At 56.2% G+C, this 13727-nt stretch carries 10 protein-coding genes; 4 read left to right on the forward strand and 6 right to left on the reverse strand.

Going from position 1 to position 13727, the window contains the following annotated elements; translation table 11 throughout:
- Positions 1-16: 16 nt before the first annotated feature.
- On the forward strand, positions 17-712 hold the full coding sequence (locus tag AC0V6K_RS00415) for a hypothetical protein (RefSeq protein WP_472623689.1): 696 nt from the start codon (positions 17-19) through the stop codon (positions 710-712).
- A 22-nt stretch (positions 713-734) separates the two neighbouring features.
- On the opposite strand, the gene AC0V6K_RS00420 is transcribed toward AC0V6K_RS00415, so the two are convergent.
- Positions 735-1520 (reverse strand): outer membrane protein assembly factor BamD, encoded by a 786-nt coding sequence (locus AC0V6K_RS00420; RefSeq protein ID WP_472626185.1) that lies wholly within the window; start codon positions 1518-1520, stop codon positions 735-737.
- A 94-nt stretch (positions 1521-1614) separates the two neighbouring features.
- On the reverse strand, positions 1615-2382 hold the full coding sequence (locus tag AC0V6K_RS00425) for a DUF1036 domain-containing protein (protein ID WP_472623691.1): 768 nt from the start codon (positions 2380-2382) through the stop codon (positions 1615-1617).
- Positions 2383-2512: 130 nt separating this feature from the next.
- Here AC0V6K_RS00425 and AC0V6K_RS00430 point away from each other — a divergent pair, with 130 nt between their 5' ends.
- Positions 2513-3376, forward strand: a complete 864-nt coding sequence (locus AC0V6K_RS00430) for a hypothetical protein (protein WP_472623693.1) — start codon at positions 2513-2515, stop codon at positions 3374-3376.
- A gap of 34 nt (positions 3377-3410) precedes the next feature.
- On the opposite strand, the gene AC0V6K_RS00435 is transcribed toward AC0V6K_RS00430, so the two are convergent.
- Positions 3411-4280, reverse strand: coding sequence for an HNH endonuclease (locus AC0V6K_RS00435; protein ID WP_472623695.1), 870 nt, complete (start codon positions 4278-4280; stop codon positions 3411-3413).
- Positions 4281-4351: 71 nt separating this feature from the next.
- Here AC0V6K_RS00435 and AC0V6K_RS00440 point away from each other — a divergent pair, with 71 nt between their 5' ends.
- Entirely contained in the window at positions 4352-5035 is a 684-nt protein-coding gene (locus AC0V6K_RS00440) for a GIY-YIG nuclease family protein (RefSeq protein ID WP_486172524.1), read from the forward strand.
- 194 nt (positions 5036-5229) lie between these two features.
- On the opposite strand, the gene lepA is transcribed toward AC0V6K_RS00440, so the two are convergent.
- From lepA to AC0V6K_RS00455, 3 genes are all read right to left on the reverse strand, one after another.
- Positions 5230-7047, reverse strand: a complete 1818-nt coding sequence (gene lepA, locus AC0V6K_RS00445; protein WP_472623699.1) for a translation elongation factor 4 — start codon at positions 7045-7047, stop codon at positions 5230-5232.
- A gap of 91 nt (positions 7048-7138) precedes the next feature.
- On the reverse strand, positions 7139-9274 hold the full coding sequence (locus tag AC0V6K_RS00450; protein ID WP_472623701.1) for an EAL domain-containing protein: 2136 nt from the start codon (positions 9272-9274) through the stop codon (positions 7139-7141).
- Positions 9275-9490: 216 nt separating this feature from the next.
- Positions 9491-11704, reverse strand: a complete 2214-nt coding sequence (locus AC0V6K_RS00455; RefSeq protein WP_472623703.1) for a putative bifunctional diguanylate cyclase/phosphodiesterase — start codon at positions 11702-11704, stop codon at positions 9491-9493.
- Between the two features lie 200 nt (positions 11705-11904).
- On the opposite strand from AC0V6K_RS00455, the gene AC0V6K_RS00460 reads away from it, so the two are divergent.
- Positions 11905-13599, forward strand: coding sequence for a PHA/PHB synthase family protein (locus tag AC0V6K_RS00460; RefSeq protein WP_472623705.1), 1695 nt, complete (start codon positions 11905-11907; stop codon positions 13597-13599).
- The last annotated feature ends 128 nt before the right edge of the window (positions 13600-13727 follow it).

The following is a 13727-nucleotide window of genomic DNA, read 5'->3' on the forward strand; positions in this document are numbered from 1 at the left end:
TTTCATTGCTATCGCGATGCAATCCGACACTCTCATTGATCCGATCTGGCCACGACTTGCTTGGCCAACCGCTCTATTGACCGGCGTTCTCGCGCCTGCGGTGGCGATGGTGATGTTGTTCTTTGGTCCGGATGCCAAGCCGTTTGATGGCGCAGGCGCGCTCATTCTCGCGATCGGTTTGATGGCAACGGGGATGATCACCGGCTCGATCGATGGCAGTTTTCCGAAGGGCGTGATGCGGGCCGTGGCGACGGGGGGATGCCTGACCCTTTTGGCCGTTGTCTTGGGCAGCATAGGGACGCCCAATGTCCTAAATTTCACAATCGCCATTATTGCCGCCAGCATCAGCTTTGCCGCGCGCGGCGTATTGTTTGCCCGCAGCGGCGGAAACAAGGGTTGGTGGATTGCAGTGTTTGTCGTTGCGGGTGAGGCGGCGATTGTCCTCACTGCGCTGGCGGACCCGGGTGCTCTGCCCGCGTGGCTGCTCGCCCTTCTCCCCGCACAATGGGCAAGCATTGCGCTGCAATCAGCGCTGGTCGGGGCTGGTTTCGGGGCAGCATGGGCACCGTTGGTGGCCCTGATGGGAACAGCAGCGGCGACACTGTTTGTCGTCCATCAATGGCCGCGCCGATGGACCTATATGGTGATGTTCACAACGTGGCTGGCCCTGTCCGCACAGGTGTATCACCAGAGCGGCGCAGTGTTAGCCTAGTTGTTGGTGCAGTGACCGAAGCTTAGTTTGCAGTGACGCCGGACGCGTGCTTGTTCACAAGCTTATACGCCTTCTCATACCACTCATCGCCGGGATAGTTAGCACCCAGAACGGCGGCGTATTTCACCGCTTCATTCGGAATTCCGAGCGCCAAGTTGCTTTCTGTCAGGCGGTAAAGCGCTTCTGGCGTGTGGCTGGTGGTGTCGAACTTGTCGATCACGTTGCGGAACCGGATTGAAGCGGCAAGCCACTGACCCGAACGCTGATAATGGCGGCCAATCTCCATCTCTTTGCCAGCCAGGTGATCGGCGACAAGGTCAAGCTTCAGACGCGCATCGGCGGCGTATTCGCTTTGCGGGAAACGGCGGTTCACTTCTTGCAGAGCGGTGCGCGCTTGCTCGGTGATCTTCTGGTCGCGGTTCACGTCGCTGATCTGCTCGTAATAGCTGAGCGCGATCAGGTAATAGGCGTAAGGCGCATCCTTGTTACCCGGGTGGATCGAAAGGAAGCGCTGCGCGTTTTGGATCGCTTTGTTGTAATCGCGGGCGATGTAATAGCTGAATGCGCTCATCAACTGCGCCCGGCGCGCCCATGGCGAGTAAGGGTGCTGGCGCTCCACTTCGTCAAACAAAGCGGCCGCTAGGATGATGTTACCACGGTCCATCCGGCGCTGCGCCTCTGCGTAGAGCGACTCAACATCGCGCGCGACATAGGCGACGTCTTCGTTGGCCGAACCACCTCCACAAGCGGCGGTGGCGGTGGCAGCGGCGCCAATCAGCGCGGAGCGAACAATCTTTGAACGAAACATGCGTGTCATGGCTCGCCGTATAGCCACCGCTTTCGTGAACGCCAAGTGAAGCTTCACTTGATGCACACAGGCAATTGCCGCGCGGTGTTATCGCTTAGAACGCGACCTTCAAGGTTTCGACGGTTCGCGGGGTAAACAGGCCGAGCCGCCGATAGGTGCTTTTGACCTGGTTATTCTCGCAGTCGGCTTGGCCCTGCAACTTCGCTGCAAACTGTTTGTTCTTGTTGATGCAGAACGTCTTGCTTGAGCGGCCCTTATTCCAGAACTTCGGATCATCGCCGTATGTGCGCGCGTAGTAATACATGCGCGGAAGCCGCCTCATCCCGAGGTTCCAGTTCTTGAGCATGCGTTCGCCGACATCGATGTTGCGGCATTCGCCGGGCGGGATACTCCACCACCCTTCGCTGAGCATGCCGTAGTCCGAGTCCATCCCGAGAGAGAACCACACATCGACCGGCTGCGACGTGTTGCACGCGCGGACCGTGTAGTTTCTCCCGATGTTCTTGAAGCGCGACCACCCGAAGCGCTGGCCCTCGCTGACAATGATCTTCCCCGTGTCACCGGGCAGATCGCGGGAGTAGAGATATTTGTCGACCAGCTTGCGCTTCTTGTAGACCTTCACCTTGAACGGCGTGAAACTCTGCTTGCGATCCCAGAAAATCCGCTCCCCCGCCTTCAAGGTCACGCACCCCTTGGGCAGCAACGTCACCCGCTTCGGCTTGTGGAAGCAGATCTTGCGCGTTTCATCGCTGTTGTTCCGCACCTCGACCGGCGGGTTCTCACCAATCTGCTGCGCCGAGGCACCGCTCGCCATTGCTGCGAAGGCCCCTGCCAGAGCGCCCGTGATTGCCACCGTCTTCATCACATTTCCCCCAATGCCGCGACTCTATTGCACCGCGATGACGAGTACAATTGTTCATGTAACCTGACGTAAAAATGAACAGAAACGCAAATCCTGTCCTACACCCACATTTTCTGACTTAGGCTCCCCCATGACCCGCCAGAAAGAACCCCATACCACCCGCCTCTCCGTTCCCGCATCGCAGATCCCCGACTTCACCCCCGTCCCGCGCAAGGGACAGCGGCATGACGGGTGGACGCCCGCGCGCCAACGCCGCTTTATCGAAGCGCTCGCCGACACCGGCTCCGTCGCCGCCGCGTGCAAAGCGGTCGATATGAGCACCGTGGGCGCATACCAATTGCGCCGCCAGCCCGGTGCCGAGGAGTTTCGCAAGGCATGGGCCGCCGCGCTCGACCTAGGCGTGCAGAGGCTTGAGGATGTCGCCATGGACCGCGCGCTGAACGGCGTGGAGGAGCCGGTCTATTCCTATGGCGAGCTGGTCGGCGTGCGAAAGAAGGTCAACGACCGGCTGCTGATGTTCATGCTCCGCAACCGCTCCCCCGAACGCTTCGGCGCCAGCGTCAACGGAGCCAAAAACGGGGGTAGCCTCAAAGGCCTCAACGCGGTCGGCAATATGGAGAAGCGGCGGCTCAAGGCCAAGTGGCGCCAGAAGTTCAGGAAGCAATGGGAAAAGGAGCAGCGGCGCGTTTCGCCGCAAGAGGTGCGCGCCAGCATCGACCGCAAGATCGAAGGCCTGCGCCGCGAAGCCGAATTGCGGCGCCAGCGCGAATGGGAAACCTTGTCAGAAGAAACCCGCGCAGCATGGGACCACTTCGAGACCCTACGCAACCGCGACCTCGATGCGATAAAGGCGGATGAGGAGAAACGGCGCAGGCTAGCGCAAGGTCCGCGCAAACTCGTCAACGCCACCCCGCCGCCGAAGAAGGTTGTGGTGGTGGAGCCGGAGACTTGGCCGAAATGGCATTCGATCAAGGATCAATCTTGGGAGAAATAAAACCCTTCCCGCCTGCGGGAGGGGAGTAGCCGTCTCAAACAGCGAACCCATGAAATTCGCGATGCCATCCAAGAAACTGCGGATGAGGTCGGTCGGCCTCGCGCTGTGGCGCTATCAACTTGCCGCTGCGATTGATGATCGCCTCGACACCTTCTCGGTCGTTTACCTTGCGATGGATGAAGATGTCATGATCGTCCGAAACGCCGATCAAGCCACGATCAAACATCCAGTGCGCGGTACCGGACAGCGCCAATCCGTTGCGGATCGAGTCCGGCCCGCCATGCTCGACGGGGCGAATATGTGCCGCTTCGGCTTCAAGCCGCCCTCCTCCATTGACCAGCTTCCAGCCAGTAACGGCACAGCGCCCGTCATAGGCGTGGAGCACAGCGCGGCGGAACGCCTTGTCGCGGAATGGACGCAACATGAGCGATTGGACGAGTGGGCGGTCTATCTCGAAAGGCGTCTGTTCGTCACGAACGCGGTTCTCGCTTTCAGGATCGTCAACACGCGGAAGCGTGTCTTCGTCAGTAAGTCCGAGTTTTATGATGCGTGCAAAGTCTGAATCCGACAGCGGGCGCACGGCGGCTTGCGCGTTGGCGAGGTCGCGTTCGACTGGCCGACCATCGACTACATGCGGAACGGTAGGCTCAAAGGGCAAAAAGCTGCCCGGCTCGATTAGAGCTCGAAATCGGTCAGATACATTTGGGTCCTCGATAATCTTCTCCACCCTTGCGACAGCGAAGAAGCCTTTTGACTGGGGAAGCTTGACCGGCTCACGATAGACAATCCAGTCGCCCACCATCTTCTTAGCGCGGCTAAGGTAAATCTTCGGAAATTGGTAATGCACCTCGGGAATGTCGTCGTAGATCGACCCGTCCTTGTGCATGAAAACGCCGAAGGTCATTGAGAACTCGCCTTGATTTCGATGAACATATGAACCATCAACTGTCGACCGTCTAGACTTTGTACGTGTGGATGCCTCGAAATATTCAACACAACTCAGTCACGCTTTCGACTTGTTTATTGATTGGGAGTTTGGGTGTGAACGTATACCAGGTCGGTTTGAATTGCTCAGCATGTGGCATTCAGAACACGCTAATACTCACAGACAGCATCAAGAGTGCACATTGTGAAGAATGCGAAGCACCTCTTCTGACATTCCACAAATTTGCAGGCTGCGTATACGTCTTAAAAAATACTCAGGTTGACGGTGTCAAAATTGGCATGACCAACGGGGATGTCTTCGTAAGAGCCAAGCAGATTAGTGGCACCGGTGTTCCAGGAAACTTCCACGTCGTGGCAGCTTTCCATTCGCGGAACCCGCGCAAAGACGAGAAGAAGATTCATGATAAGCTCGCACGGCTAAATATTGAGAAAGAACACTTCAATTTGGACCCCGTGAGAGCTGTCGCAAAGGTTCGTACAGCTCTCGGTCGTGACTGGGTTTACCTTAAGTCAAAATACCGGGAAGAAGTCGAACTGTTGATTCAGAAGCAACGAGAAGCAGCTGCTGCACGTTTTTCCGGCAGAGGCGCCCACAAACAGGCAGCAACCGACCAGCCCGACTTTTTCGACGCTTCGGAAAAGCAAGCGACAAAGTCTACGAACAAGCCATCGAAGCCTTCCCGGGGAGGCGTCTTCTCTTTCCTGTTCGATTAGGTTGCGAGATGGTTTGCCGGTTGCTGCGTCTCCGCCGCCGCGGCCCGGCTCCGCATTCTGTTTTTGGCAAAATGCTCCGAAGGCCCACGCCGTCGATCCTCGACACTGCGCGCCGAGCTCGCCCGGAATGCGCTTGCGCGCACCGGCTTCTAACTTGTCGCTTTCTGCGAAAGCGCCGGCGTTAGGCGCCTTCGCTATTCCTCACCCATCCGCAGCGCAGCGATGAAAGCTTCCTGAGGGATCGAGACGTTACCGTATTCCCTCATTCTGGCTTTACCCTTCTTCTGCTTCTCGAGCAGTTTCTTCTTCCGGGTAATGTCACCGCCGTAACACTTCGCAGTTACGTCTTTGCGCATCGCCGCAATCGTCTCGCGGGCGATGATTTTGCCGCCGATGGCGGCTTGGACGGGGATTTTGAACAGGTGGCGCGGGATCAGGTCTTTGAGGCGCTCGCACATGCCCCTGCCCCGCTCTTCCGCCACGCCGCGATGGACGATCAGCGATAGCGCATCGACGGGTTCGGCGTTCACGAGGATGTTCATCTTCACAAGGTCGCCTTCGCGCAGGCCCACTTGCTCGTAATCGAAGCTGGCATAGCCGCGGCTGATCGATTTCAGGCGGTCGTAGAAATCGAACACCACTTCATTGAGCGGCAATTCGTAGGTCACCTGTGCGCGGCCGCCGACATAGGTAAGGTCGGTCTGGATGCCGCGCCGGTCCTGACACAGTTTCAGGATCGCGCCGAGATATTCATCGGGCGTGTAGATCACCGCCTTGATCCACGGTTCCTCGATCGTCTCGATCCGGTTGATATCGGGCCAATCGGCGGGGTTGTGAATGTCGATCGTGGTCGCGTCCTCGGTCTTCGATTTGGAGAGGTGGACGCGGTAGACGACCGATGGCGCGGTGGTGATGAGGTCGAGATCGTATTCGCGAGACAGGCGCTCCTGAATAATCTCGAGGTGAAGCAGGCCGAGGAAGCCGCAACGGAAGCCGAAGCCGAGTGCGGCGGAGCTTTCCATTTCGAAGCTAAACGATGCGTCATTCAGGCGCAGCTTGCCGATGCTCTCGCGCAGTTTTTCAAAGTCGGCGGCGTCGACCGGGAACAGGCCGCAGAACACCACCGGCTGCACTTCCTTATATCCGGTGAGCGCTTCGCTGGCGCCGTTCTTGACCGTGGTGATGGTGTCACCGACGCGGGCCTGTTCGACCTCTTTGATCTGCGCGGTGATGAAGCCGATTTCGCCGGGGCCGAGTTCGGGCAATTGCTCGATCTTGGGGCGCATGCAGCCGACGCGGTCGACAAGGTGCTGTGTGCCGCCCTGCATGAACTTGATCTGCTGGCCTTTGGTGAGGACGCCTTCGACCACGCGGACGAGGATGACGACGCCGAGATACGGGTCGTACCAGCTGTCAACGAGGGAGGCTTTGAGCGGTTTGTCGCGTTCGCCTTTCGGCGGCGGGATTTTGGCGACGACGGCTTCGAGCACGTCTTCGATCCCGATGCCGGTTTTGGCTGACGTCATGACGGCTTCGGATGCGTCGAGGCCGATGACCTCTTCGATCTCCTCCTGCACGCGTTCGGGTTCGGCGGCGGGCAGGTCGACCTTGTTGATGACGGGGACGATTTCGTGGTCGTGCTCGATCGATTGGTAGACGTTGGCGAGGGTTTGCGCTTCGACACCTTGTGCGGCGTCTACAACCAGCAACGCGCCTTCGCATGCGGCGAGGGAGCGGGAGACCTCATAGGCGAAGTCGACGTGGCCGGGCGTGTCCATGAGGTTGAGCTGATACGTCTCGCCATCCTTGGCGGTGTAGTCGAGCCGGACCGTCTGGGCCTTGATGGTGATGCCGCGCTCTTGCTCAATGTCCATGTTATCAAGGACTTGCTCGGTCATCTCACGCTCTGTGAGGCCGCCCGTGAACTGGATCAACCGATCAGCGAGCGTCGACTTGCCATGATCGATATGAGCAATGATCGAAAAGTTACGAATTTTGGAAAGGTCAGTCATTTGCACCGCGATTTAGCGATGCTTCACACCAATGTCATTCGCGAAAATCGCAACATCCGCCACAGTTTGTTTGACGGTATTGATCAGTAGCTCATGAAACTTCGTTGATCGCGCTATTGACATAGGCGAATTGCGGAACGCTACCGCTTTCGCCCAATGTCCCTCCTTCCATAGTTTTATAACTTCCGGCAGACAATGCGGCCAATGGAGCGCCAGCCGATGCCAGAGCATAGGGTGAAACTCGGTTTCGCGTACAAAGACCGCCTGAACCGTCTTCGACGAGCGACTGCTCAAACTCTAAGCCTTGCGTGTCTGCATTTGTCCGGATGACAGTGGCAACGGCCAACTGCCCACCTCCCAAATCGACCACAAACTGCGTGCCCTTAGGAACATCAGTAAGGCCTTGGATCAAGGCACCTGTCTTAGAGAGATTTCGCAGTGTGACTTCATATGAATGGTCATCATGAATGACCTGGATGCTACGGAATACCGTGCGGCGTTTAGCGCGTCTCTCACGTCCTTCATTCGGTGATATTCTCCATGCTTCACCGGTCAGCTCTTTGGCAACAATATCCAATGTAAGCGGATCTGTGAAAATGGGGCCTTGGACTACCTGCACACCGCATTTCGCGAGAGATGATAAGAGTTGCGAGCTTTCTATGCCGTTCGCAATTGTCTCCATATCAAGGGCGCTGGAAAGAGCGACGATGGCCTTGATCAGACCAAGATCACCTTTACTTGAGCGCTCCGCTTCTTCGATCAGCGTCCCATCAATTTTGATGCTGTCGAAAGGCGCGCGGCGCAAATAGGCAAGCGATGAATAGCCGCTGCCAAACTCATCTAGCGTCAATCGTACGCCTAGTTTGAAGAGTTGGGCGAGCGTGCGATCAACGTCATTGGAATCGCCGAAGAATACAGCCTCGCTGATTTCCAGCTCTAGCCTGTCAGGAAGCAATTCTGCGCTCTGCAGAGCGGCCGACACCACATCGATGAATTGAGGCGACCTGAAGAGCTCAACCGGTACATTAACAGATACCCGAACGCTCTCTGGCCAGTCAGCAGCGTGCTCGCAGACTTGCGAAATGGCCCATCTTCCGACGTCGACTGCTTGAGCAGAACCATCAACGATCGAGGCAAACTCTTCCTCGTCGATTTCTCCGCGTTGTTCATGCTGCCAGCAAACATGGGCTTCCAATGCGCGGACCCGCTGAGTTTTGGCGTCGATCATTGGCTCGTATTTCAGAAACAGCTGATCTTCGCGGACCGCCGCTCCGAGATCTTCTTCCAGCCTGCGACGGAAAATTGCCTCATTCTCAAGATCGCCAGAATAGAAACGGAACTGTCCTCGCCCACCGTTTTTGGCTGCATAGAGAGCCAAATCGGCTGACCGCACAACCTCTTCACGATCCACACCATCGTGAGGCGCCACAGCGATGCCGACAGAACAGCCGATCACACTTCTGCCTTCATCCAGCGAATAGGGCTGGGAAAGCATAGTGATGATCTTCATCGCAATCTCACCCAGCTCACCGCGATCGTCGAGATCTGGGATCATAATCTGAAATTCATCACCGCCCAAACGCCCTATCTCACACTCACGCTCAATTGCTCGACCGAGCCGATCAGCAACCTGCTTGAGCAGCTCATCACCGGCGGCATGGCCCATGGTGTCATTGACTTGCTTAAATTTATCGAGGTCAAGCATCATGACAGCGCAGTTGCGTTTTGCTGTCTTGAACGCAGTGAGAGTGCTTTCCAGCACGTGTGACATGCGATGACGGTTCGAGAGCCCGGTCAACGAGTCATACTTGGCCAGCCGCATGGTTTCGGCTTCGCGATAATACTGTTGGGTGATATCGCTGCCGGTACCGCGGAAGCCGGCAAAGTCTTCGCCATCAAAGCACGGTTGCCCTGAAAGCCGAAGAACTGCGCCCTCTGGACGTTTCGTCGCCATTACGTCGAAGGCAGTGAATGACTTATGTGCTCCCAGCTTTAACGCCAGGGACTTTGTGCGCCCGTCCCCTTCGATAGGTTCAAAAAGGGTAGCGAGTTGATGCCCGATCAAATCGTCCATTTCGATTTCAAGGCGCTCTGCAATCGCAGCGCTGACGTAAGTCAATTTGCCAGCAGCATCGCTCGCCCAGAACCATCCAAGACCGGACTGTTCAAGATCTGCGAGCATGGCGAGCTTCTCACCATCGGACAAAACCGTGGCGGCGTCACTCACCGGACCGCTCGACTGGCGACCGGCTCCCTTTGACGATAAAAGACTTCTGAGCGGCACTTAAGCCAGCCCTCCTCACCTGCGCGACGAGTAATTTCGTCTTGCTAAAGGTTTAGGCTGCTTTGGTTAATTTTTTGCCTACCGATCGAGCTTATCCGACCGTTAATGCTTGCCTAAGCCGGCTAGATTTATCCGCATTAAAGCAAAGGGATAGATCGCCTAGCGAGACAGCTGCACTTCCGAGAAAGCGCGAGGTGATGAATTGGTCTGACCATGCATTAATGCTGCATATGGATCTTCGCCAAGCGACCTAAGCGGCCTACCCGCCATCTCAATCTGGTAAGGCGAAACACGGTGACGAGTGCAAAGGCCCTCCGCTCCGTCGCTTACCAATGCAGTCTCGAATTCGACGCCCTGACTGCTTCCTTCGCTCCTGCGCACCGTAGCAACAGCCAGTTGCCCGCCGCCAAGATCGAGAACAACCTGTTCGCCCAAAGGCACCCCAACCAGCCCTTCAATCTTTGCGCCTGATTTGGAGAGATTGCGGAGCCGAACGCTGTAGCGATGATCGCCGTGTATCAGGCTGATTTTTCGGAATTGGGTAAATCTGTCGTCGCGGAATTTTTCTGGTCCCCTCGGGGTCAGTTGCAGTTTGCCTTTTGCAATCTCGTCCATGATTTCTTGTGCCGCGACAGGTCTCGAGAAGAGTACACCCTGCAAATGCGTGGCACCTTGGCTCGTCACGAGCTTAAGCTCGTCTTTTGCTTCAACGCCTTCAGCTACCGTTTCCATGCCAAGGGCGTTTGCGAGGCTAACGACAGCTGCGACGATCGCTAGGTTATTCGAGTCTTGGGCAGAACACCCTCTGACAAAACTCTGATCGATCTTGATTTTGTCAAAAGGAGCGTCGCGCAAATAGCTTAGCGACGAATAACCAGTACCAAAGTCATCCAGTGAGAGGCGAACACCGAGATCTTTCAACTCTCTGAAAACCCGCAATGAACGTTCGACATCACCTATGAAAACGCTTTCGGTTATCTCGAGCTCAATGCGCCCTGGCTCTACTCCAGAGTTGTTTAGGGCTTTGCGAACGATTTCCACGAAATCATCTGCGGCGAATTGAACGGCTGAGACGTTCACTGCTGCCTTCAAGTCGCCGGGCCAATTGCAAACTTCATTGCAGACTTCGTTAAGGGCCCACTCACCCATCTCACGAATAATTCCAACCTCCTCGGCGACCGGAATAAAGTCACCTGGAGGGATTCTGCCCTTCTCCGAATGCTCCCACCGCATGAGCGCTTCCATGCAAGCAATTTCATGCGTCTTGGCCGATACGATTGGCTGATAATGGAGGAACAGCTCGTCCCGAGCGATTGCATCGCGCAAGTCCTCTTCAATTTCCGCGCGGTGGTTTACACTGTCTTTTAGGTCGGTTGAGTAAAACCGATGCTGGCCGCGTCCACCGCCCTTGGCGGCATAGAGAGCAAGGTCTGCCGACTTGGTCAGTTCTTCGGCTTCGACACCATCATATGGTGCGATGGCGATGCCAATCGAAGATCCGATGATCGCTCGACTTCCTTCGATCGAATACGGTTGTGAGACCATCTGAATGATCCGCTGTCCAAGATCACCCAGATCTCCGCGGTCGTCGATATCTGGCAAGATGATCTGAAATTCATCGCCTCCCAATCGACCAATCTCGCCTTGGTCTCCAATGATCCGCTTAATGCGGGCTGCGACCTGTTTGAGCAGTTCGTCTCCAGCAGGATGGCCAAGGGTATCGTTGACTTGTTTGAACCGGTCCAAGTCCATCATCATTAAAGCACATGTGCGCTTCGAGACCTGGAAAGCTTTCAAGGAAGACTCCAGTTGTCGAGCCATCCGATATCTATTGGCAAGTCCGGTCAGCGTGTCAAACTGAGACCGGCGTTCCTTATCACGCCTCTCTTCGTATGTATCGGAAACATCACGCGCCGTTCCTCGATAGCCGGTGAATTCTCCATCAGAATCGAAATGCGGCTTGGCCGCGATTTCCCACCAGATCTCGCGATCCTCGAGCCCCAGTTGCACACTGGCCGCATTGATTGAGTTGCGAGCGGCAAGGCGAAAGCGCAGCGGGCGTTCTCTGCTCTCACCCATGTCTCCTTCTTCGCCATCGCGGTCGGCAAGAAAGAACTCTTGGATGTTGAACTTGGACAGTTGATCAACTGTCAAATCAAGCTCTCTCAACGCAGCAGGAGACACGTAGATTAAACGGCCTTCACGGTCGCTCGCCCAAAATGTCCCTACACCGGTACCCTCAAGGCTATCCAGCAATTCGACACGGCGCTCGATATCATTATCACGGATAGGTGCCACCTCCGACGGCAACGCGTCTGGCAATGCGGCATCGGACTTTTCCGTTTTTGAAAAGCGTGACAGCAGGCTTGCCATCGCAATCAGTCTCCTAAGGTGCACCGGTAAGAAAAAGCGCTAATGGTGCCTTAAGCGCAAATACTTGCGAAAGCGTAAGGACGAGTTCGATCACTGCTCCGCGATCGGTTTTTGGTTCTCTACATCGGCGGTTTTCGTTTGCTGCAATTGCCGCTAATGCTGCTTTCAGCCCAGAAGACTGGGATAAGGAGAATGAGAACATGACCGGACCGGTCGAGCTTGAAAACGAAGCATCACAATCCACCAATGCACTCGGACCACTGATCGGTGTTGCGCGCGAAGACTTCGTAAGCGCGGTCGCCCTTTTGCTGCGTGAAACGGCCAGCGATCCTCGCCGCTTCGTTCGCCACGCCCAATCCATGGGTGAGGACATGGTCAAGATCATGACCGGTAAAAGCGAACTTGCGCCCGATCCCAAAGACAAGCGCTTTATGGATCCGGCTTGGCAGTACAACCCATTCTTCCGTGCTGGTGCACAGTATTATCTCGCCGTGCAAAAGGGCATGCGCAGCTGGCTTGAGGAGCTTGAGCTTGATGAGCTCGAGCGCAACCGCGCTAACTTCATAGCCAACATCATTCTCGATGGCATCGCCCCGACCAATACGCTCGCAGGTAATCCCAGCGCGCAGAAACAGATCATCAATTCTGGTGGCCTCTCTCTGATCAAGGGGCTGCAGAATGCCTATAATGACCTGACCAAAAATAAGGGCATGGTCAGCCAGGTCGACAAGCGCCCGTTCAAGATCGGCGAGAACATTGCGACCTCCAAAGGCGCCGTTGTCTACCGCACCGAGATGTTTGAGCTCGTCCAGTATGCGCCCACGACTGACGAGGTCTATGAGATCCCGCAGCTGACAATCCCGCCACAGATCAACAAGATGTACATCAACGACCTCTCGCCAGAGAAGTCGATCATCAAATGGCAGGTCGATAATGGCGTGCAGACTTTCGTCATTTCATGGCGCAATCCGTCCAAAGAACAAGGCGTATGGGGCATGGACGAGTACATCGCCTCTTGCGAAGAAGCGCTCTCGGTCGTCTCCGAAATCACCGGCTCCAAGAAGGTCAACGTCTCGGCTGGTTGTTCTGGAGGTCAGACAGCTTCTGTGCTTGCCTCTAAACTGGCCGCGACAAAGAACGACATTTTGGGCACTCTGACGCTGATGGTGTGTGTTCTGCACCCTAAGAACACCGATATCGAAGCAGCGTCACTTGTAAGCGACAACGGCATGAAGCTCGCTCGCAAGCGCGCGGAGAAAGCCGGGATTATCAAAGCAGATGACTTGGCCCGCGGCTTTGCATGGCTGCGCCCCAACGACCTGATCTGGGGCTACGTCATCAACAACTACCTGCTTGGTATGGATCCGCCCGCATTCGACGTCCTCTACTGGAACTCGGACGCGACCAACCTCTCGGCAAGTCTGATGGGCGACTTCCTGACTCTTTTCGAGAAGATGGCGTTCGTTGAGGCAGGAACTGTGGAGATGGCAGATCACACGATCGATCTGACAAAGGTCAAAGCAGACCTCTTCATCCTCGGCGGCGTGACCGATCACATCACCCCATGGAAAGCGACGTACCGTTCGACCAAGCTGTTCGGCTCCAAAGACGTGACGTATGTGCTCAGCCAATCTGGCCACATGCAGGCGATCCTGAACCCTCCGGGCAATCCGAAGGCGAAGTACTTCGTTCAGAAGAAGAAGGGCAAACTGCCTGATACCGCTGACGAATGGCTGCAAGGCACCGAAGAGGTCAAAGGCAGCTGGTGGCCGTACTGGATGGAATGGATCCAGAAGCGCGCGGGCAAGAAAGTCGCCGCGCCCAAGGAATTGGGCAGCAAGGCACATTCCCCAAGCGACCCGGCCCCCGGACTCTACGTCGTCGAAGAAGTCTGATAGAGGCCTGCAATAAGAGAGAATAACAAGCTTATGGGAAGCACCCCCGTTAGGGATCAACGAGGGTGCTTCCCACCCAGGCTACACGCCCTCCATGGGTGCCTGAAAGGACGAAAACTACGTGTCTG

The organism is Erythrobacter sp. S43 (assembly GCF_057364955.1).

Excerpts from the sequence above, each read along its gene's own strand:
- AC0V6K_RS00420 (WP_472626185.1), bottom strand. The coding sequence starts at position 1,520 with ATGTTTCGTTCAAAGATTGTTCGCTCCGCGCTGATTGGCGCCGCTGCC.
- AC0V6K_RS00430 (WP_472623693.1), top strand. The coding sequence starts at position 2,513 with ATGACCCGCCAGAAAGAACCCCATACCACCCGCCTCTCCGTTCCCGCA.
- AC0V6K_RS00425 (WP_472623691.1), bottom strand. The coding sequence starts at position 2,382 with ATGAAGACGGTGGCAATCACGGGCGCTCTGGCAGGGGCCTTCGCAGCA.
- AC0V6K_RS00440 (WP_486172524.1), top strand. The coding sequence starts at position 4,352 with ATGCCTCGAAATATTCAACACAACTCAGTCACGCTTTCGACTTGTTTA.
- lepA (WP_472623699.1), bottom strand. The coding sequence starts at position 7,047 with ATGACTGACCTTTCCAAAATTCGTAACTTTTCGATCATTGCTCATATC.
- AC0V6K_RS00435 (WP_472623695.1), bottom strand. The coding sequence starts at position 4,280 with ATGACCTTCGGCGTTTTCATGCACAAGGACGGGTCGATCTACGACGAC.
- AC0V6K_RS00455 (WP_472623703.1), bottom strand. The coding sequence starts at position 11,704 with ATGGCAAGCCTGCTGTCACGCTTTTCAAAAACGGAAAAGTCCGATGCC.
- AC0V6K_RS00460 (WP_472623705.1), top strand. The coding sequence starts at position 11,905 with ATGACCGGACCGGTCGAGCTTGAAAACGAAGCATCACAATCCACCAAT.
- AC0V6K_RS00415 (WP_472623689.1), top strand. The coding sequence starts at position 17 with ATGCAATCCGACACTCTCATTGATCCGATCTGGCCACGACTTGCTTGG.